Annotated in this window: 16 protein-coding genes; 7 read left to right on the forward strand and 9 right to left on the reverse strand. The window is 44.6% G+C overall.

Annotated elements, in window-relative coordinates; genetic code table 11:
- Positions 1 to 73: 73 nt before the first annotated feature.
- Entirely contained in the window at positions 74 to 1840 is a 1767-nt protein-coding gene (locus Q1A41_RS01610; protein ID WP_299973761.1) for an amidohydrolase, read from the forward strand.
- A 154-nt stretch (positions 1841 to 1994) separates the two neighbouring features.
- The gene (locus Q1A41_RS01615) at positions 1995 to 3881 is read left to right on the forward strand and encodes a DUF3604 domain-containing protein (protein WP_299973763.1); all 1887 of its coding nucleotides are present in this window, start codon (positions 1995 to 1997) and stop codon (positions 3879 to 3881) included.
- A 50-nt stretch (positions 3882 to 3931) separates the two neighbouring features.
- On the opposite strand, the gene Q1A41_RS01620 is transcribed toward Q1A41_RS01615, so the two are convergent.
- On the reverse strand, positions 3932 to 4690 hold the full coding sequence (locus Q1A41_RS01620; RefSeq protein WP_299973766.1) for a methyltransferase: 759 nt from the start codon (positions 4688 to 4690) through the stop codon (positions 3932 to 3934).
- A 253-nt stretch (positions 4691 to 4943) separates the two neighbouring features.
- Here Q1A41_RS01620 and Q1A41_RS01625 point away from each other — a divergent pair, with 253 nt between their 5' ends.
- Positions 4944 to 5360, forward strand: coding sequence for an energy transducer TonB (locus Q1A41_RS01625; protein ID WP_299973769.1), 417 nt, complete (start codon positions 4944 to 4946; stop codon positions 5358 to 5360).
- Here the strand turns inward: Q1A41_RS01625 and Q1A41_RS01630 are convergent.
- The 3 genes from Q1A41_RS01630 to Q1A41_RS01640 all read right to left on the reverse strand — a co-directional run bounded on the left by Q1A41_RS01630 (position 5353) and on the right by Q1A41_RS01640 (position 6513).
- The gene (locus tag Q1A41_RS01630) at positions 5353 to 5619 is read right to left on the reverse strand and encodes a hypothetical protein (protein ID WP_299973772.1); all 267 of its coding nucleotides are present in this window, start codon (positions 5617 to 5619) and stop codon (positions 5353 to 5355) included. The genes Q1A41_RS01625 and Q1A41_RS01630 overlap by 8 nt on opposite strands.
- A 536-nt stretch (positions 5620 to 6155) precedes the next feature.
- Positions 6156 to 6323 (reverse strand): hypothetical protein, encoded by a 168-nt coding sequence (locus Q1A41_RS01635; protein ID WP_299973775.1) that lies wholly within the window; start codon positions 6321 to 6323, stop codon positions 6156 to 6158.
- A gap of 10 nt (positions 6324 to 6333) precedes the next feature.
- The gene (locus tag Q1A41_RS01640; protein WP_299973778.1) at positions 6334 to 6513 is read right to left on the reverse strand and encodes a hypothetical protein; all 180 of its coding nucleotides are present in this window, start codon (positions 6511 to 6513) and stop codon (positions 6334 to 6336) included.
- Positions 6514 to 6908: 395 nt separating this feature from the next.
- Between Q1A41_RS01640 and Q1A41_RS01645 the strand changes: the two genes are divergently transcribed.
- The gene (locus tag Q1A41_RS01645; RefSeq protein WP_299973781.1) at positions 6909 to 8147 is read left to right on the forward strand and encodes an HlyD family efflux transporter periplasmic adaptor subunit; all 1239 of its coding nucleotides are present in this window, start codon (positions 6909 to 6911) and stop codon (positions 8145 to 8147) included.
- Between the two features lie 17 nt (positions 8148 to 8164).
- Positions 8165 to 10288 (forward strand): peptidase domain-containing ABC transporter, encoded by a 2124-nt coding sequence (locus tag Q1A41_RS01650; RefSeq protein WP_299973784.1) that lies wholly within the window; start codon positions 8165 to 8167, stop codon positions 10286 to 10288.
- Between the two features lie 9 nt (positions 10289 to 10297).
- Here the strand turns inward: Q1A41_RS01650 and Q1A41_RS01655 are convergent, their stop codons facing one another.
- Positions 10298 to 10912 (reverse strand): tRNA-uridine aminocarboxypropyltransferase, encoded by a 615-nt coding sequence (locus Q1A41_RS01655; RefSeq protein WP_299973786.1) that lies wholly within the window; start codon positions 10910 to 10912, stop codon positions 10298 to 10300.
- A gap of 119 nt (positions 10913 to 11031) precedes the next feature.
- Between Q1A41_RS01655 and Q1A41_RS01660 the strand changes: the two genes are divergently transcribed.
- Positions 11032 to 11742 carry a DUF599 domain-containing protein gene (locus Q1A41_RS01660; RefSeq protein ID WP_299973788.1) on the forward strand — a complete coding sequence of 237 codons (711 nt, stop codon included), beginning with the start codon at positions 11032 to 11034 and terminating at the stop codon, positions 11740 to 11742.
- Positions 11743 to 11814: 72 nt separating this feature from the next.
- Here Q1A41_RS01660 and Q1A41_RS01665 read toward each other — a convergent pair whose 3' ends face one another.
- The 4 genes from Q1A41_RS01665 to Q1A41_RS01680 form a co-directional block, all read right to left on the reverse strand.
- Positions 11815 to 12072 (reverse strand): GIY-YIG nuclease family protein, encoded by a 258-nt coding sequence (locus tag Q1A41_RS01665; RefSeq protein ID WP_299973791.1) that lies wholly within the window; start codon positions 12070 to 12072, stop codon positions 11815 to 11817.
- The gene (locus Q1A41_RS01670; RefSeq protein ID WP_299973794.1) at positions 12059 to 12538 is read right to left on the reverse strand and encodes a molecular chaperone DnaJ; all 480 of its coding nucleotides are present in this window, start codon (positions 12536 to 12538) and stop codon (positions 12059 to 12061) included. The genes Q1A41_RS01665 and Q1A41_RS01670 overlap by 14 nt, the downstream gene beginning before the upstream one ends.
- A 174-nt stretch (positions 12539 to 12712) precedes the next feature.
- Positions 12713 to 14638 (reverse strand): GGDEF domain-containing protein, encoded by a 1926-nt coding sequence (locus tag Q1A41_RS01675; protein ID WP_299973797.1) that lies wholly within the window; start codon positions 14636 to 14638, stop codon positions 12713 to 12715.
- A gap of 159 nt (positions 14639 to 14797) precedes the next feature.
- Positions 14798 to 16249: a Ppx/GppA phosphatase family protein gene (locus Q1A41_RS01680; protein ID WP_299973799.1), complete on the reverse strand. Its 1452-nt coding sequence runs from the start codon at positions 16247 to 16249 to the stop codon at positions 14798 to 14800.
- A gap of 376 nt (positions 16250 to 16625) precedes the next feature.
- On the opposite strand from Q1A41_RS01680, the gene Q1A41_RS01685 reads away from it, so the two are divergent.
- Positions 16626 to 18860 carry a bifunctional diguanylate cyclase/phosphodiesterase gene (locus Q1A41_RS01685; RefSeq protein ID WP_299973802.1) on the forward strand — a complete coding sequence of 745 codons (2235 nt, stop codon included), beginning with the start codon at positions 16626 to 16628 and terminating at the stop codon, positions 18858 to 18860.
- The last annotated feature ends 53 nt before the right edge of the window (positions 18861 to 18913 follow it).

Here is an 18913-nt window from a genome sequence, read left to right on the forward strand (position 1 = left end):
CCTTCGATTAAATAACATAAGTCAAAGTAAGAAGCCGTCTTCTGATAAGGCGGTTTTCGAATAGGTGATCCTGATGATGAATTTTAAAAAATCCCTGAGCGGTGTTTTGCGTTGTAAAGCTCTTACCGGCCTAGCGGCCGGTCTTTTTAGTACCCAAATATTGGCAGCCACCACGGTTTACAGTAATGGCCAGATCTATACCATGAACCCGGAGCAAGCCTGGGCGCAATCGGTTGTGGTCACAGATGATCGCATTGTCTATGTAGGCGATCGAGAAGGCGAGAAAGCTTATCTAGATCAAGGTGCACAGCGAATTGATCTGAACGGCAAGCTGATGTTACCCGGATTAATCGAAACCCACGCACACCCGGTATTCGGCTCTGTGTTGGCGTCGGGCTTGGTCTTTAATGTGGAAAAACCCAATGTTGATTCTTACATAGAGCAAATCAAGTCATATCTAAAGGCAAATGCTGATGCCCCAGTTATTTTTGGTTTCGGCTTCTATGCTGATAGTTTCGCAGAAGCAGGTCCACGCAAAGAAATATTGGATAAGCTAGATGACAAAAGACCCATCGTCTTTCTTGATGATGGCGGCCATAGTGCTTGGGCAAACTCGAAAGCACTCGCCTTAGCGGGCATTGATAAGCATTCGAAAGATCCTGTACCTGGCGTACATTTTTATCGACGTGATAAAAACGGTGAACCAACGGGTTATGCATTGGAAACCCAAGCTGTAGAGCCTCTAGTAGAAGCCCTTGGTGTTTACTCGGCTGAAAATGTAAAAAAACAATTAAGCGGCTTAATGCCGATGTTCCCAATGTTGGGTTATACCACGGTTTTTGATGCAGGCATGCTCAGTATGACGGAAACAGGGCATCAAGCTCTGCAGTCCTTAGAGCAAGAAGGGCAGCTAAAAACCCGCATGATGACCTCGCTAAGTTTATTGGATCCGCGCAAGGCAAGCAGTGCCGTTAGTGATCTTCAGTCACTTTATAAGAAGTACAAGTCTGACTTGGTTTGGCCGAACACTTTAAAGATCCACAATGATGGAACTACAGAAGCAGAAACGGCAGCTCAAATAAAGCCTTATCTAAATGACACAAGTAATTATGGTGGTTTGATACTTGAAGGCAAAAGCTTGGCTGATTTGGTGCTGTCCGTAGATAAGGCAGGCTTTAATATCCATATTCACTCTATTGGGGATAGGGCGATTAAAGAAGCCTTAGATGCTTTTAAATTTGCTCGCACCAACAACCCTAATAGCAGCAATCGCTTTTCTACAGCGCATACAGAGCTGGTTCGTCCTGAAGACAATAAACGATTTGCTCAACTGGATGTCGTCGCGCAAACAACACCGTTATGGTTTGGTATGGATCGTGCGCATTCTGCCAGGGTGCTCGGTAAGCACCGATCGTCTCAGTTGTATAGTTTTGCTGATATTTATCGCAGTGGCGGTAAAGTCACCTTTGGTAGTGATTTTCCAGTAAGTGGCGGTTTACCAGGCTTGGTTGCTATGGCTCAAATTGAATCAGGTATGACCAGAAGCCTACCAGGTAGCAGTCCCAATCAAGCGCAGCCGCAAGCCGAGTCAGCGTTCAGTCTAGATGCAATGTTAAGGGGCTACACCATTGATGCGGCCTACCAAATCAATCGAGAGAAGGAGCTGGGTTCAATTGAAGTTGGGAAAAAAGCCGATTTGATTGTGATGCAAGAAAACCTTTTCACTTTACCCCCTCAGAAGATTCATAAGGCAAAAATAGAGCGCACGATTCTTAATGGTGAGCTTATTTATCAGCGTGACGCTGAGTCGGCAGCGATGGAAGCAGAGTTGGGTTTGTAAATAGGGGAGCGATTAATACCGGCCCTATATAGCAAGGATGAAAATATAGGGCTCCTTCTTGTTCTTTGCTTTATCTCTTAAGTAAAAGGCCTTTACTTGAAAAGTTAGTCATAGCTAGTATATATTCTAGGCATACACATTGAGGTGCTGTGCCATGAATATACGTGTTGCTTGCTGCCTAGCGGCAGCTTTATTAATGCCAGCTGCTTTTGCATCTGAAGAAGCTGATCAGTTGCTGTGGGGGGATACCCATGTCCATACCAAGTTATCTTTCGACTCTTTTTTGAATGGTAATCTCAGTATTGGTCCGGAGGAGGCCTTTCGCTGGGCCCAAGGGGAGCCCCTAGTTCATCCATACAGTAAGGCAAGGGTGCAAATTAATCGTCCACTAGATTTCTTGGTAGTCGCCGACCATGCCGAGTTTATGGGTGTAATCGAGACAGCGTATAAAAGTGATGAGCACTATCAAGAGTTAGGGTTCTGGGCGGGTTTAAAACGTTGGCTCTTGACCCGTGTTTTGCGTTATAAAATTTCGGCCGGAACTGGCCATGAGATTGAATCAGATAATCAGCCTAAACCACCTGAAAACCCACAAGGTGACCCAGTAACGGATCTGAATAATGAGCCGCCCAGTGGATTCTTTGGTGATACTGAGCGCATTGAAACAACGGCGTGGAGGCAGGTTGTGGATGCAGCTGAAAAGCACAATCAGCCCGGTAAGTTTAGTGCGATTATAGGTTGGGAGTGGTCCTCAACACCAAGTGGCAATAACCTTCATAGAGTCGTGATAACGCCTAATGGCGCCAGCGAAGCTTTACGTTATCTTCCTTTTGGTTCAGATCAAAGCCAGTATCCAGAAGATCTCTGGAATTGGCTGGACAAAACAAGTAAGGCGAGCGGGTCCGAGTTTATAGCGATTCCACATAATCCAAATATTTCCAATGGCTTTATGTTTCCAGACCATCGTATCGATGGGCGTGAAATGGACAAACTTTATATTGATCAACGCCGGCGATGGGAGCCGGTTATTGAGATGACTCAGTTTAAGGGGGATTCAGAGACCCATCCTGTACTCTCACCTGATGATGTGTTCGCTGATTTCGAGCGTTACAACTTTATTATTCAGCAGGGGGCCGATGATAGTAGTTATAAGGCAAAAGCGGGCAGCTTCGCTCGCCCCGCCTTAAAGCGAGGCCTAGAGCTGGAACAGTACTATGGTGCTAATCCATTCAAGTTTGGCTTTATCGGTTCTAGTGATACACATACAGGTTTGTCATCAGCCGAAGAAAATAATTTTCACGGAAAAATGGTAAGGGATTCGATACCTGAGAATAAAGCCGATACACGAATAGACGGCCGTGTGAGCGGATGGTCCATGTCTGCTCAAGGTTTAGCGGCTGTCTGGGCAAGTGAGAATAGCAGACAAGCAATCTTTGATTCTTTTCGACGTCGAGAAGTTTATGCAACGACAGGCACGCGTATTCAGTTGCGCTTTTTTGCAGGTAGTGATTTATCCAGTATTAAAAAGCTAAGCGGGACAGAGCTAAAACAAGCATATCGCCTAGCAGTTCCGATGGGCGGAGACCTTCTGCTCGATTCTGATTCGAGTTCTCCGGACTTTTTGGTGCAAGTAAAACGAGATGAGCAATCTATCGGGCTGGATCGGGTTCAAATTGTAAAGGGCTGGTTGGATGAGCTGGGGAACTTAAGGGAAGAGGTATTTAATATCGCGTGGCACGGAGATAGGGCGCTTGATAAGAAAGGCCGACTCGTAGCAGCAAAGGTGGATATTGATCTAAGAACAGGGCGATTTAACCCTGAGCAAGGAGCTCGGCAGTTTTTTGTGAAGTGGCAAGATCCAGAGTTTAATCCGAAGGAGAAGGCATTTTATTATGTAAGGGTGTTAGAGCTGCCTACAATGCGACACTCACAATACGATGCTATTGCACTAGGTTTGAATAAAGCGAATGCTGAGCCAGCTTTAATACAAGAAAGAGCTTATTCTTCGCCAATTTGGGTAAGCAGTGTAGTTGAAGAATAAATAGGGTTGCTAACGCCTCTCAAAAGAGGCGCTACTTTTAGTGCGAGGTGTTATTTGGGTTTTCGGAATTTTAATGTCCAGCGATCGGTATTACCGCTTACAGATTTGGCGCCAACTTCATAGCGAAGCTCGTCATCTTCGCGGTAATGAATATCACTATAATCTACGAACTCAAAGCCTTGGTCCTGAATTTCTTTAATGGCTTTTACAGGGTCAAAACGACGTCGATTACTGTTATTTCCTACTTCCATATGGCGTGCAGTATGATCTACAACGGCATAAATACCACCCGGCTTTAAGGCCATCCAGGCACCCTTGTTCATAGCCGCACGGCCGCTATCGCTCAGATTATGGTAGTTACGGAAGGTAAAAACGATATCCGCGTCTTTTACGCCAATTTTGCTAAGTTCCAAATCTGAGAAACGAGCGCCTGGCTCTCGGCTGAACTTAGCGTCGTTTTCAGTGATGTTCATCTTCTCAAAGCCGGCTTTATCCGCTAGAGATTTACTAATGCGACTGGTGCCTAGAGCCGCATGATACTCACCCTTTTCGGCTACAACTGGCACCAGTAATTTGGTGTACCAGCCGCCACCTGGGATAAATTCAACGATTTTCATATCATCTCGAAGGCCAAAAAACTCCATAGTTTCAACGGGCTTTCGATTATGATCTCGGGCGGTTTCTTTTTCAGTTCGAATATCAGCTTTCATTGCAGCTTCAATTTTGCTCTTGGTGCTATCAAAGCTGTCTGCCCAGCCATTAGCGCTAAGCGCTAGGGAACTAATAAGTATTGCGGAGCTTAATCGCATAATGAGATCCTAGTGTCTAATTTATCTGTTTTAGTAGGGTTATCGCAGTCAGTTGCAATAGTTTGCTTCGGGCTAGAGATTAACATTCAAGCAGAAGATCTTAGTGTTGACTCTATCTCCTAATGCGCTAAGGTGAGCTGATATGGCGGTGAGTGGTTAAAGCTTGACGATAGATTGAACAGCTTGTTAACGGGAGTGAGCCTCACCGCCACTGCGTTTTTACGAATCAATGTTTATTGAAAAGGATGTCTACATGCTGCCTAAAAATTATCCAGTGCTTTCTATTACTTTATCAGCGTTAGTTTTAAGCTTGGCGGCCTGCGAAGTAGTTCCACGAAACAAAGGCTATAAGAACAAACAAGATCTTCCTAGTAGACAGCTCGAAAAGTGTCAGCCCGCTACAGATACTCTGCCTGTATTTCTCTCAGGTAAGTCTCCGATTTATCCAGCGCAGAGATTAATGGCTAGGCAGCAAGGTGAATCCATTGTGTCCTTAGTGGTAGACGTTCACGGGCGCGTGAAGAATGTAGAGGATGTTAAATCTACCCACCCAGCGTTTTTCAATCATACTGCGGCTGCGGTTGATGAGTGGACTTTTAAGCCTGCTTACCATCAGGGTAAGCCTGTTGAAGTGCAGTGTAAATTTCGCATGGGCTATTCCGTTAGATAGTTTTGGAGATATCGCCGATTAGGCTAACTAAAACTAAAAAAGTACCTGCGTAGCCTACAAGCGCTTGGCTTAGCTCGATTTCTTTTGCTGGAAGTGGGTTACTAAGGCTAATTACAGTGCTGCGAAGCTCTTGGAATGAGTAGGGAAAGCTAATGGTAATTAAAAAAATGCCCAAATAAGCTATGGCGTCTAGAAAATGGCCGGCATCAAGTTGAACCGCAGTGATTAGCAATAAAACAAGGGCACATGCTATTTTCATTTCGTTGTTTCCTTTTTAGGTGCCCACATCCCTGTGGGCTCAAATTATATTTAACCAAATCTGAGGTCTAATGTTTTTCCAAGGGTTTTTATTTTACTGAAAAATCTAATGATTCAATTGGAAAAAGGCGTACTGATATTGAACTTAGTTGGTGAGTTGCTCCAGTAGAATTTTTATTACACGAAAGCTCAGTACTAAATATCATTGTCCTCTACTAGCGGCGAAAATAGAGAGATCAAGGGCGTGGCTATTATGAAGCTGAATAGCCCACAAATCCATATGTCATCGCTTCTGCCAATTAGCTCGTGGAAGTCTAATAGCGACAGGGAAACGAATATAACAAAGTTCAATAACATATACTTTTTGTTATTATCTATCCATTTTGGCTTTGCTAACTCACCACAATGCGGGCATTGACAGGAAAGAGCAGTTAATATGGATGACCTTTGGGGTAAAGATATATCAAAGTTGCATTTTGGACATTTCATGGTTTTCTGCCGAGTAAAAGTGGCTGTTTCCAGCCACTTTAGCCTAGTCTACTTTTTCAGAGCTTTTTTAGTTGCTTTGTAAGTGTAGTACCCAGCGGTTGCACCTGCAGCTCCAGCTGCTGAATAGGTAACTACTTTCCCTATAGCAATAATTACTGGTACAAATAAGAGGCCGCCAGAAGTCTGTTGCGTCTGATTTCTGCTTAGAGTTTTCATTTCTACCTCCTTAGTCTTCCAGAATCGCGGTTGTGGCACCGCCTGCAGCGCCGGCAACAGCTGCAGCTGCTATCTTTCTGGCTGCGTATCGAGCAGCAACTCTAGCAGCAACGTGCGCCACGATTACAACTCCAATTGGAATGAGTCCACCTGTAACCTGGATTACATTAGCTTTTTGTAGTGTTTTCATTGGTATCTCTCCTATAGTAGTTGAAACTTGTGTATTGGTTTCGCGTATGGCAGTGACGGATTGGTGTATGCGTCTTTATCTAGCCTTATGTTCCAGTTTCTATTTTTGAAATACCCACCGGAGATTAAATGCAGAGTGCTATTGCTAAGTGTTTTCATGTCGATACCTATATTTTCTTAAAAGGCCGCTTCTTCCTTTACATTTGTGATTCCTATCTTGCGACATATGTAATTTAATTTTTTGCTTGATATATTAAATAAGCCATAAGTTGATTTGATACTATTTGTCATCGTTTGCCTTACTTACCACTCATAGATTTACACTCTTTGTCTGATTCTCCCTATATTCACAGGTATCTATTATGCAAGTCTCTGAAAGTAGCTTGGAGTTGACCCGTGTTCAGACAAGAAGCCATTAATCAACAAATTCATAGGCTGGAAGGTCGTGTTTTACTGACTCACTCGAAGGGATTGCTTTTTTGGATTTCGATTTTCCTAGGTTTCTTTTTGGTCGCATTAGGTTTCTTGACTGTTGCGGAGTATTCAAAAAAGAACTTTGCCCAAGGCTATATTGTTTCATCCGAGGTTATAACTCGGCACACTGTGGATAAGCCCTCGCTTATTGAGGAAGTCTATGTTGCAGAGGGTCAGTTAGTGGAAAAAGGGCAGAAGCTCGCCAGTATTACTCACAATAGAATTACTGGTGACTCTGGGGTGTCTAAAGTTGAGGCGGCCATATTGAGTATCCAAAATGATCTTTCTCGTCTGTCAGAGGAAGAGCATCTCCATAAAGAGAGTACAAAGACAGAGCTTCGAGCTTTGCACTTGGAAATCAAGACTCTAAATCATGAGCTGGAAATTCTGAACACGCAAAAGTCTCTTGCAAAAACCAAGTTGGTGATAGCTGAACAGCAGCTTGCCCGAAGTCAATTACTTGTCGAGAAGTCCTTTATCAGGGCTCAGGATTTAGATCTGGTACGCGAGAAAGTTGTATCAGAAAAAAGTCAGATAACACATCTTGCATATCAAGCAAGCCTAAAGCGTCGGGAAATATTTAAGATCGAAAATTCCTTAAAGCGCTTAAAGCACGATCTTGACTCAAGGCTGCTGCTTTTAGAGCAAAAAAGAAGTCAGTTAAAGTTGAAGCTGCAGGATATTAGTTCTGAGAAACAGTCTTATCTTGTGGCGAAGAGTTCAGGAAGGGTATCTAGCTTGCTACTTCGTAAGGGTGAGCTGGCCAATCCAGCTGTTTCGGTGGTTGATGTTCGCCCGAAAGGTTCCAATTGGCAGGCGGTTTTATTATTGCCTGCTAACAGCTCTGGGCTGATAGCTGAGGGACAGCCAGTGAATCTTCGTATGGATGCCTTTCCTTATCAGCAGTTTGGCACATTGAAAGGTAAGTTATTGAAACTTGATCAAAGTTTAAGTCACCCTGGCGAAGTAAGGATGGAGCTTAGCCCGCAGACTGCGGTATATCGTGCTTGGGTAAGTATTGATTCACAGACCATTCAATATCAAGGCAAGGAATATGGTTTGCGACAGGGGATGTTGCTAAGTGCTGATGTTATTCAACAGCGAAAATCAATACTAGCGTGGCTGATTGGAAGTCTGAGTGAAGCCATCGATAGATTGTAGATAAAGGAGAATGCCTGATGGGCTCTACAGCAGAACTACTGGATTTCGGATTTTCAAAAAAAGTACCTATTATTCTTCAGTCTGAAGTCGCTGAATGTGGTTTAGCTTGCCTCGCCATGATTTTGTCCTTTTATGGTTATAAGTCGAGTGTGGCCAATCTAAGGGGCTGTATGAGCGGAGGCCTGCAAGGTTGTAATCTGCAGCAACTTATGGACGCCGCAGAGGAAAAACACCTAGGTAGCCGCGCTTTGCAGTGCGAGTTGCAAGAAATTGCTCAATTACAAACACCCTGTGTTCTTCACTGGGATATGAATCATTTTGTAGTGCTAGAAAGCGTCTCTTCTTCTAACAAAAAGGTGGTCATAGTCGACCCCGCGAAAGGGCGACTAACAATGGCTTTATCTGAGTTTTCCCAGCATTTCACGGGTATTGCCTTAGAGCTTAGTCCTAATGAAGGGTTTGAACTTAAGGATATCCGCAACCCCTTACGCTTAAAGCAGTTATGGTCGGGTATTCAGGGCCTTCCTAGCCAACTTGTGCTAATGCTATTGCTTTCTGTGGTGCTTCAACTCTGCGCACTGGCTATGCCTTATTACATGCAAATCGTCATGGACGAGATTTTGTTGTTAGCGGATAAATCTCTGATGTTAGTGGTTTTCATCGGTTTTTGTTTGATCACTTTATTTTCTACTGTAGCCTCGATATGTCGATCCTTTCTTTTATTGCGCTTATCCAGTCTTTTAAGCTTGTTTATGGGGAGTAATCTGTTTCGCCATTTAAGTCGCTTATCAATGAGCTTCTTTGAGGCTCGCCATGTTGGCGATGTGGTTTCTCGATTCGCTTCATTAGGGTTTATTCGTGAGCGAATTACTCAGGGTGTAGTAGAAACCATCGTTGATGGTGCAATGTCATTTCTGGTTTTGGCGTTGATGTTTATCTACTCGCCAAAACTGACATTTTGTGTTTTGGCTATCGCCTTGGCCTATTTCCTGTTTCGTTTTACTTTGTATAGTCGTTTTAAAGAAGCTAATGAAAGCTTAATTGAGTGCACCGCTAAAGAGGATAGTTGTTTTTTGGAAACCGTTCGTGGCATGCAAGCTATTCGCCTATTCGGCGCAGAAAATAAACGTTTACAGAATTGGCAAGGGCGTTACGCAGATAAGATCAATGCTGAGATATCAATAGGCCATTTAAACATACTCTATGAATCTTTTGAAAAGTTACTATTTGGTATTGGTAATCTATTAGTTGTTTATCTTGGGGTTATGGCGGTTATAGGAAATACGATCAGCATAGGAGTACTAATCTCATTTATAGCGTATAAACGTCTCTTGCTAGAGCGCTTGATTGGTCTAACCGAGCAAATCATTCAATTTCGCCTACTAAGGCTGCACCTTGATCGGGTTTCGGATATTGCCTTGGAGCAACAAGAAGCTTATAGGGAAGGGCACGGCGTCGCTAAAAAGGTAGCTAGCAATGTACCTCTTCTAGAGCTAAAAGGCCTTTCGTTCACGTATCCGGGGCAATATTCAGCTACGTTTAGCGACGTTAATTTAAAGATCATGCCAGGGGATTCACTCGCTATTACCGGTCCATCGGGCAGCGGAAAAACAACCTTGTTAAAAATCATGCTGGGGTTATTACAGCCTACAGAAGGTGCTGTTCTTTTTCAGGGTGTCGATATCCGAGAGTTAGGTTTACATCAATATCGTCAGCAACTAGCAGCTGTGATGCAAAACGATACTTTAATGGCGGGCACCATAGCTGATAATGTGGCTTTCTTTGATGCCCAGATCGATATTGAACATTTGCAACGCTGCTGCTCTATGGCATGCATAGATGATGATATTCGGGCTATGGTGATGGGCTACAACTCCTTAGTTGGTGATATGGGAAGCAGTTTGTCCGGTGGGCAGTTGCAAAGAGTGCTGCTGGCTCGAGCTTTATACCGAAGGCCAAATATTCTGTTTTTAGATGAGGCCAGTAGCCACTTAGATATTAATAATGAAAAACGGATCTATGAATCGCTTTGTGGTTCTGGTCAGACTGTAATTTCGGTTGCTCATCGCAGTGAGGCCATTGCCAGTGCAAAGCAGGTATTTTGCTTAGAGGGAGGCTGTAATCATCGCTTACTTGCGTAAAGTCAACGTTTAGGCTTGTGAGAAATTCTGCCAACGTCGATTGAACTCCATAAAAGAATTCAGTAACGAGTCGTACTTCTTTTCAGTGTTTTCCAGCTCCGATAAGGTATAACAGCAAGCTTCTAAAGTCGAAAGTTGGCCTTTCTTAGGGGCTTTGCGTATCTCATATTGTGATTCCAAGCTGTAAGCTGGACTGACCTTTGGGAGTTTTTGCAATGCTGGGTTTAATTGCAATATCTTATAGGCCTTTTTCCAAGTGCCATCTAAAACCCATAGCCGTGTTGTTTGGCGAGGTTTTCGATTCAAACAATGGCCATTTTCTTTTTGATCCTGACTTTCAAGCTCAGGATAGAGCAAGAGATCATAATAGTTTTCATTGCTCAATTCGGCTTCCAGATTTGGGAAGTACTCGCCTTGCCAAGTTTCGATATCCTTTAAGCTAAGCTGTAACAATATGGCACTACCCTTGGGGTGTTTGGCTTCTTTGGGGTGTTGGAGTAGGTGGACTTTGACATGATTGTTTATCTTTTGAGCTAAATCACAAATGCAATTGGAAGCAGGACGATGGCAGCTATGACAGCTTTGTCGTCTGTTGTCATTTACTTTGTGTTTGTCCGTGCCCATGTTGCTACTGCCTTTAGTATAGCCACTAAGTTTACTCAGCTTAAGAAAGCGGTTTTATATGCTACCATAGCTTTAGCCCACTAAGTTTAAATGAAAAACGCACAAGTATTGAATAGACTATGGAAATGCTCGCCTTTATTCAGCTCATCGATGCTCTGGCTCTAGTTTGGTTATTAGGGTGCTGGTTTGCTTATACGCGTTTCGCTAAGCGTAAGGCTAAAACTACGGATTGTTTGGCTTCGGTGTTACATCGCTATCGCGTAGATTGGATGGAACATTTTCTAAGGCGTGAACAGAGAGTAGCAGATGCAGCTCTGCTGGCGAATATTGAGAGAAATGTAAGCTTCTTCGCTTCCACAACTTTATTAGTGTTGGCGGGTCTGGTTACTGCTCTTGCGGCGGCAGATAAGGTTCAATTGACCCTAGAGTTATTGCCGTTTACTTCTCCGTCAACAACGCAAGAGTTAGAGCTAAAGTTTGTAATTTTAATCAGTATATTTATCTATGCTTTTTTTACTTTTACCTGGTCATTGCGTCAATTTGGTTTTGTATCAGTTTTATTAGGCGCAGCCCCGCAGTACAGCGACGAAACCAAAGATGCCGTGAAGCGTTATGCCAAATATACGGCCAAGGTCCTCGATCAAGCCGGGCATAGTTTTAACTATGGGCTACGTTCTTACTATTTTGCCTTAGCTTGTATGGCTTGGTTTATCGATGCCAGGTTAATGGTGCTATCGGTGTCCGTAGTGATATTTGTATTATATATTCGCGAGTTTCGCTCTAGTAGTTTGAGCGCAATGCTGAGTATTGCTGAGGATGAAAAGCCCTAGAAGCTTCTCGACGCTAGGCTTGCTGCTTTTGTGAAGGGCAGCTGTGCTAGAGCTGCGAGGGTAGATTAATAGCTACTGTGCGATGAGTTTGAGTTTATCTCTTCGGCTAAGTTGTTTAATCGCATATTCTCTTTTTGCTGCGCTCCGTTTGTCGTGTGGATATTCTATCCATGCCAGTTGCAAAGGGCTGCGACTGCGAAAAAATTTTGCACCTTTGCCGCTATTGTGTTGTTGCCAGCGGCGCAGTAAGTGGTTGGTGATTCCGGTATATAGGCTGCCGTCATGACACTCAATGATATAAACCCACCATGGATCGTCATTCGTCATCATTGAGCTCTTTAATTAATAGATCTTTCGCTTGATTCAGCATGGCGGCCAGATAGTCGCTGCCACCTTGATCTGGATGATTCTTTTGCATCATTTTACGATGCGCCTGAATGATCTCTTCACGACTGGGTTGTTCACCTAGATTGAGTATTTGCAGCGCTTTTGGACGGTCCATGTCGCTTTGAGGTGATAGCTCTTGAGCGCTGCTATTTTTATGATCCATTTCATTGAGTTTACGCTGCATAAACCAGAGTGCGAACTGACGTAAGAATGGCACGCTCAAGGCCATTAATCCGCCGATCCAGTGAAGCCGCCCAGTTAAGGCCATTGCTACAACAATCGCAACCGTTAACCATAGTAGCCAGCCGGTTATTAGCCTTTTTCTGTCAGCTTTTGGGGTGCTAATAAAACGGTTACGTAGGTACCAAGCCAAGAATATAAAGGCTAAGAGAATAATCAGCTTTGCCATGGCTTTAGCTTCCTATTGTGAATGTGTGGATGGTGTGAAATTCTGCCCTATCATTCGCTTAAAAACTAGGGGGCTGAGCAGCTGATATTGCTAAAACTTTCGATTTGATGAGGGTGGCCGTTTCTGCTATTTCTTATCTGGCCGAATTTTAAGCGTACCGGCTGTGCTGTATTCTCAGTTCTTCTTGCTTTTATTGGGAGCCGGTGCGCTAGACACTCGAACACAATTACGCCCCTCGCGTTTAGCTTTGTACAGAGCCTGGTCGGTAGCATTCAGTAAATCTAGGGGCTGATGCTCAGGTCCCGGAGTTAAGCCGCAGACACCAATACTGATAGTAATATGAAGCCTCGACTCAAGATATTCAATTATTTCCTGCTCAACTTTTTGTCTCAGCTGCTCGGCTAATACACCTGCTTGGGTGGTGGTGCTATCACTTAAAATGACAATAAACTCTTCACCGCCATAGCGACAGACGATATCGCTGCCACGCTTAAAATGCGACTGCAGCACTTTAGCAATACGCCGTAAAATGCCATCCCCTGCTGAGTGACCAAATTCATCATTGATCTTTTTGAAGTGGTCAACATCGATAAGCATAAGGCAAAGGTGCTTTTGGTCTCGACGAGATCGCTGCCATTCAGCAATAAACTGTCGATCAAAATACATACGATTATATACCGAGGTCAAACCATCGGTCACAGATAAGGCTCGCAGCTCCTGATTGGCTTTTGTGAGCTCTTGCTGGGTTTTCAAGAGTTCTTGGTTTTTTAGATGCAGATCAGCAGTTTGTTTTTGTACGGCGTCGCCTAAGCCTTGAGATAACCTAGAGGCTAGTTTGCTCACTCTAGCGAGCTTTTGACTTTGGTTTAAACCCTGAGCTACGACAAGGAAGACGATGGCGGCAACAAGAAGTTGATTTTCGCCCAAAAAACCAAGGTATTTTGCAAACTCTACCGGGGCGGCTATAAGTAGCGGGAGTGTATATAGGGTTATGCGCCGTGCGTACATAAGTCTATTTTGCAAGGCCTGACGTAATAGATATAAGACCAATAAATACTGCACGCAAGCGAAGCATGCCACGATAAATATAAGGTCACGGCTATAGCTTGCCGGTAACAAGAATAAAGGTAAGCTAAGTGTGAAAGCGATTAGTAAATTCGCTTTTACAAGGCGGTGGCTAAAGAAGTTCACCTTAAAGCTGTGATGGATGAAACCTAATATTAAAGCGCCGCCAAGTAGAATAGTGCTATACAGCAGGCTAAAACTAAATCGGTAGCTGCCATTGATTGATTCATCTGGTGTGAGGTTGTAAAAATTTCCTAGGCTTGCTTTTGTCAACGCCACCAGTACCGCGGCACTACCAATCCACAGGTAAGATCGGTTGCGGCTGCCAGCAATTGAAGTACCAATGGCATAAAGACCGAAACTTAAAATAATTGCAACGATAAAACCCTGATTTATTTGCTGTAACTGTTCAAGGCGTTGTATAGATTTACCCGTTGCTATGACCGGCGCCTGGCACAGCCCAGGATTGGGGCTATTGTGTCCTGCCACTTGAATAAGTAGCTCATAGTGCAGTTTGTTTTGCTGCAGTGGGAGTGAGGCATGAAAGCGGCCCAACTCCGCACTGTGGCCCTTAGATTCCTTGCTGACTTTACCCACTTCTAAGATGGGCTTAATTTGATTTTGCTCGCTGCCAAGCGGATAAAAGAAAACAGTGGCGCTATTACATACGAAGCTTAGGCTTAGGCTAAGGTTTTGTTGGTGAGCGTTTTTTGGAAGCTTAAGGCGCAGTCTATAACTGCCGAAATTTTGGCGCTCACCACGTAAGTGTTGTTGCCCAGAAAAATAGTGGGGTAGCGCTACAGCTTTGTGCTCTGCGTCATTTGATATTTTACCGGGGCTGACTAACTGCTCTGGATGCCATTGCCAATGTTGGTCCAATTTAATAGCCCGGTAGTTCCAATCGCTTAGGTCTAAATCTCCAAATGGTGCAGTTGTAGGAAATTCATGTGCCGGTGGCGTCCTGCTATAAGGCTGTAGCGTAGATAAAATGGCGATAAGTATTGCGACCACCAATGGCCAAAAATCCCTAACCATTTTGTTATATGTCCGTAAGTGGCCTATTGGGGCGTGGTGATTATTTGAGCAGGTGCGAATAGTGTCATGTCAAGCGAGCGGATACAAGATTAAAATGTGTACCAGATCACAATCAAGGCAGCTTGGTCATTTAAGGCATAACATGCCAATTACAAGGCCCTAGGTATCTAGTTCGAGCTTGAGTCCGAGCGCTCTTAATTGCTCTTGCTCTTGTTTAAGGTTCTTTTGTGTCAATGGGTGTTGATCTAGATTTTCAACTTTAAGAGTAATGGTATTACCGTTTTGCTGTAAATGGACCGCAAGACTTAAATCTTGACGCTTTCGGTGCAGTAATATGGCCAGTCTTAGGCAAAGCACACAGGCGCTTAGATTTTTAGGCAGATTGTTGGCGAGGGTTTGCGGAAGCTTTTTACGATGCAGCAGCAGCAGTTGGGCTAGCCAGTGCTGTTCTAAGCGGCTAAAACCGGCCATATCGCTATGGCGCAATATATAGTGCCCATGCAAATGGTAGTCATTGTGTGAAATCGTAAGGCCAATTTCGTGCACCATTGCTGCCCAGTGTAATAATTTGTGGGGTTTAATCAGCTTGTGATACTCCTCTTCTAGTTCAAGCTCTTGTAACAAGGCTTGGGCGAAGAGGCTTACGCGTTTAGCTTGTGCAACATCGACACGATATTGCTTGCTCATTTGGCCAATGGTTTGGTCGCGAATATCCTTCTCGCTAAGACGGCCAACGATATCGTAAATTAAGCCTTCTTTTAGAGCGGCATCCGAAACATGCATGCTGTCGATGTCTAACTGGTCAAAAATTGCCTTTAGAATGGCTATGCCAGCCGGTAAAACCTCTCTTCTAAGCTTTGCAAGCTCTCCTGTGGTAGCGATACCGTTTTCGCCAACAGCAAGGAAGAGTTGTGCAAGGTTTTCGCGGTCAATATAAGCACTGTTTTCACCAAGGTAGCTCGCGACAGCTTTAACTGTGCCGGAAGCGCCAAAGCAAACATCCCAGCCACACTGGCGATAGTTGCTGCTGATCACTTCCAATTCAGAGCAAGCCGCTAGATAGGCGCTCTGCATGGCTTGTGGAGTACAGCCGTTACTAAAATATCGTTGGCTAAATGTTACACAACCCAAGCTTAGGCTTTCGAGTAACAGCGGGGTTTGCTGGTGACCAATAATGAATTCAGTGCTGCCTCCGCCGATGTCAACGACCAAGCTTTGGCCCTGTTGCTGTGGTATGGAGTGGCTTACCCCTTGAAACACCAAGCGCGCTTCTTCATAGCCCGATATAGTTTCAATTGGATGTCCAAGTGCATCTTGGGCGACTTGTAGAAATTCACTATTATCGGCACTACGCAGAGCCTTTGTACCCACGGCTCGCACGCTGGAAGCGGGGAACTCTGCTAGTCGTTCGCGAAAGCACTCCAGGCACTCCAAGGCTCTTTGTTTCGCATCTTCGGCCAGTTCGCCATCACCACTGATGCCTCGAGCAATTTGGACCATCTCTTTTACGCGATCGATCACCGTCAGGCTACCTTCCAATTCCTGAGCGATAATCATGTGGAAGCTATTAGAGCCTAAGTCAATGGCAGCATAGTAGCGGGGGTCATTCATAGTACAGCATTGCTTTGATCGATATAGAGGTGCTTAGGATACTTTGCCCTTAAGCATTTGGCTATGGTCTGATCTATTGGGCGTTAATGGTATAGTTTTCAAATATCTTGAATTGATCGTTTTTAAGCCTGATTGTTCGCAAGCTGTTAACTTTGATTACTAAGCACTTAAGTGCTAGGTGCTAGCTTTGGCAGACCTAGTTAATGCCGCTAAATGTGTTACTCTACGGGCCGCAGTTTTGATGATTGAACGGGTTGGCCGGCTTTTCGATCGAGCCCCCTAAAAATAGAAAAACAAAAAATTAATAGATCACCACAAACGCCTACGGCGCATATTGTTAATTATAAGTGGTGACCCGTAGTTTATTGGAGTTACTTTGGCTGAGCCATTGCACAAGCGATCTACAGCAGTCTTGTCGCTTACCCTAGGCAGCGTTGTTTTATGCCTAGCTTTGCTGTTGACTTTATTAAGCTATAACGCCTTTAACTCTCACAATGATAACCATCAGTTCAGTAGTGCCAGAGCCTTAGCGCAGCAGTCTCAGCATAATAAGATAGAGAGTCTGCAACAATTAATTAGCGTTAGTTCTACGTTGCTACATTCAAATAATGAGCGCTTTAAAAACAACGTTCTTTCGCAAGCTTCAGATACATCCAGCCTGGATGAGCTACTTATTCAATTGCAAGCCCGTAAAGGTGTAACTAAAGCATTTCTTATTGCCAATGATTACACTATCGTATTGCCAAAAGCCCTGGCTGGATTGCAGCTGCATGAGCAATTAGGCGGAGCCTTTGCGAATGGTTTTTCAGGGCCGCTTAGCGAATCAGTTTTGCTTGATGAAGATCAGGGTTTGCTGTTTCAAGCGCTAAACCAATCAGCAGCCGAGCCTCAAATTGTTGCTTTGCTGTTGTCATTAAATCAACTTGAGCAATACTCCGCAGAGCTGATTGTTCTGCCTGAGCTAGGCTTGGATTGGTGGCTGTTCTTGTTAATGTTCGCCTTGTGTTTGGCTGCAGTAGCGTATTTCTCTTGGGTTCTGTCCCGAAGTGAAAATGCCTCTTTAGCAACGCTTAATCGCTATGCCAATACATTGGCTGAAGGTGATTATTACTCCACCCTCAAACTCAATAGCAAAGACCCATTGCGGGGCATGGCCGCATCATTGCAAAGCATTGGCGAGCAGCTGCATGAGCAGCAGCGTCGTTTAATCCGATTAAGTTATAGAGATAGCTTAACAGGCTTGGCGAACCGCCATCAGTTTTTTAAATGGCTGGCCGAGGAGCTGGAGCGAAATAAAAAGAGCGGGCAACCTTTTGCCCTGTTAATTATCGATCTAGATCAGTTTAAACGTGTTAATGACTCTCTCGGGCATGAAGTTGGCGATGAAATTTTACTCGAAGTGGCGGGACGTTTACGGCAAGTTATTACTGGCTTTTATCATGATTGTGCCGAAGATGAGTTGGCTTATTTAGCACGTTTTAGTGGCGATGAATTTGGCATAATTTTACCGAAAATCGACGGCGGCCACGATGCGATTGTGTTGGCGCAAAGGATTCAGGCGGTTATGTTAGAGCCGTTCCGTAATGGCGATCATGTCTTACATTTGGGCGCGAGTACCGGTATTTGTCTATGTCCAGAAGATGGCAAGACTCCAGCGTTATTGTTGAAAAATGCTGAAATGGCGATGTACCAGGCTAAGTCTGTAGGGCCCAATAATTTTCAGTTTTTCGCCGAGTTTATGAGTATCTCAGCGATTAAACGCCTAAAGGTAGAGGTAGAGCTTCAGCGAGCGCTAGAGAACCAGGAGCTGCGATTGTTTTACCAGCCTAAGTTCGATGTCCGCCGCCGGCAAATGGTGGGTAGTGAGGCACTATTACGCTGGCAGCACCCTCAACGTGGTCTGATAGGGCCGGAGTACTTTTTAGAAATTGCTGAGCAAACCACTTTAATTGCTCAAATTGGTCGTTGGGTAACCCATGAAGTCTGCCGCCAATTGGATGAATGGCAAAGTAGTGACTTGGGGCATCTACCGGTTGCTCTAAATGTCTCTGCGGCTGAATTTCAGCTGCGTGATGTTGTCGCTGATCTTCGCGATAGCATAAATCGCTATCAACTCGATCCTAAGCTATTGCAGATGGAGGTCACGGAAACGACCATCGCCAGCCAAGAAGAGAAGATAGGGCGTGATCTGGCCGCAATTCGCCGCTTGGGGGTGAAGGTCTGGATTGATGACTTTGGCACTGGTTACTCTTCGCTGGGATACTTGCGCCGTTTCTCGGTAGATGGGGTAAAGATAGATCGTAGCTTTGTTCATGAAGTTGCTGAAAACCCAGCTGATGCAGCGCTGTGCAGCGCCATTGTAGCGATGGCCAGCCAGCTTCACCTCGACGTGGTCGCCGAGGGGGTGGAGGCTCGTGAGCAGTTTAATTTGTTGCTTGAGTCTGGTTGCTCCCAAGCCCAGGGCTATTTTTATGCTCGGCCAATGTCCCCCGATGTATTACAAAAGCAGGCCGGCCAGCTTATACAACTGAGCGCTAATCAGGGTTCTCTTGTTAGTGACTCAGCTCAGCTTAAGCCAAGCCAAGATAAGGCCTCGGACTACTGTATCTGAGCCCCTTTCTTTTTCGGATCATACAAAAACTAGCCGCTTATGCCTCTAGGCTT

The organism is uncultured Pseudoteredinibacter sp. (genome assembly GCF_947502065.1).
In the GTDB taxonomy this organism is placed as follows: Bacteria; Pseudomonadota; Gammaproteobacteria; order Pseudomonadales; family Cellvibrionaceae; genus Pseudoteredinibacter.

What these genes read in the sequence shown, in the direction of transcription:
- Q1A41_RS01610 (WP_299973761.1), top strand. Translation starts at nt 74, where the DNA reads ATGATGAATTTTAAAAAATCCCTGAGCGGTGTTTTGCGTTGTAAAGCT.
- Q1A41_RS01615 (WP_299973763.1), top strand. Translation starts at nt 1,995, where the DNA reads ATGAATATACGTGTTGCTTGCTGCCTAGCGGCAGCTTTATTAATGCCA.
- Q1A41_RS01620 (WP_299973766.1), bottom strand. Translation starts at nt 4,690, where the DNA reads ATGCGATTAAGCTCCGCAATACTTATTAGTTCCCTAGCGCTTAGCGCT.
- Q1A41_RS01625 (WP_299973769.1), top strand. Translation starts at nt 4,944, where the DNA reads ATGCTGCCTAAAAATTATCCAGTGCTTTCTATTACTTTATCAGCGTTA.
- Q1A41_RS01630 (WP_299973772.1), bottom strand. Translation starts at nt 5,619, where the DNA reads ATGAAAATAGCATGTGCCCTTGTTTTATTGCTAATCACTGCGGTTCAA.
- Q1A41_RS01635 (WP_299973775.1), bottom strand. Translation starts at nt 6,323, where the DNA reads ATGAAAACTCTAAGCAGAAATCAGACGCAACAGACTTCTGGCGGCCTC.
- Q1A41_RS01640 (WP_299973778.1), bottom strand. Translation starts at nt 6,513, where the DNA reads ATGAAAACACTACAAAAAGCTAATGTAATCCAGGTTACAGGTGGACTC.
- Q1A41_RS01650 (WP_299973784.1), top strand. Translation starts at nt 8,165, where the DNA reads ATGGGCTCTACAGCAGAACTACTGGATTTCGGATTTTCAAAAAAAGTA.
- Q1A41_RS01655 (WP_299973786.1), bottom strand. Translation starts at nt 10,912, where the DNA reads ATGGGCACGGACAAACACAAAGTAAATGACAACAGACGACAAAGCTGT.
- Q1A41_RS01660 (WP_299973788.1), top strand. Translation starts at nt 11,032, where the DNA reads ATGGAAATGCTCGCCTTTATTCAGCTCATCGATGCTCTGGCTCTAGTT.
- Q1A41_RS01665 (WP_299973791.1), bottom strand. Translation starts at nt 12,072, where the DNA reads ATGATGACGAATGACGATCCATGGTGGGTTTATATCATTGAGTGTCAT.
- Q1A41_RS01670 (WP_299973794.1), bottom strand. Translation starts at nt 12,538, where the DNA reads ATGGCAAAGCTGATTATTCTCTTAGCCTTTATATTCTTGGCTTGGTAC.
- Q1A41_RS01675 (WP_299973797.1), bottom strand. Translation starts at nt 14,638, where the DNA reads ATGGTTAGGGATTTTTGGCCATTGGTGGTCGCAATACTTATCGCCATT.
- Q1A41_RS01680 (WP_299973799.1), bottom strand. Translation starts at nt 16,249, where the DNA reads ATGAATGACCCCCGCTACTATGCTGCCATTGACTTAGGCTCTAATAGC.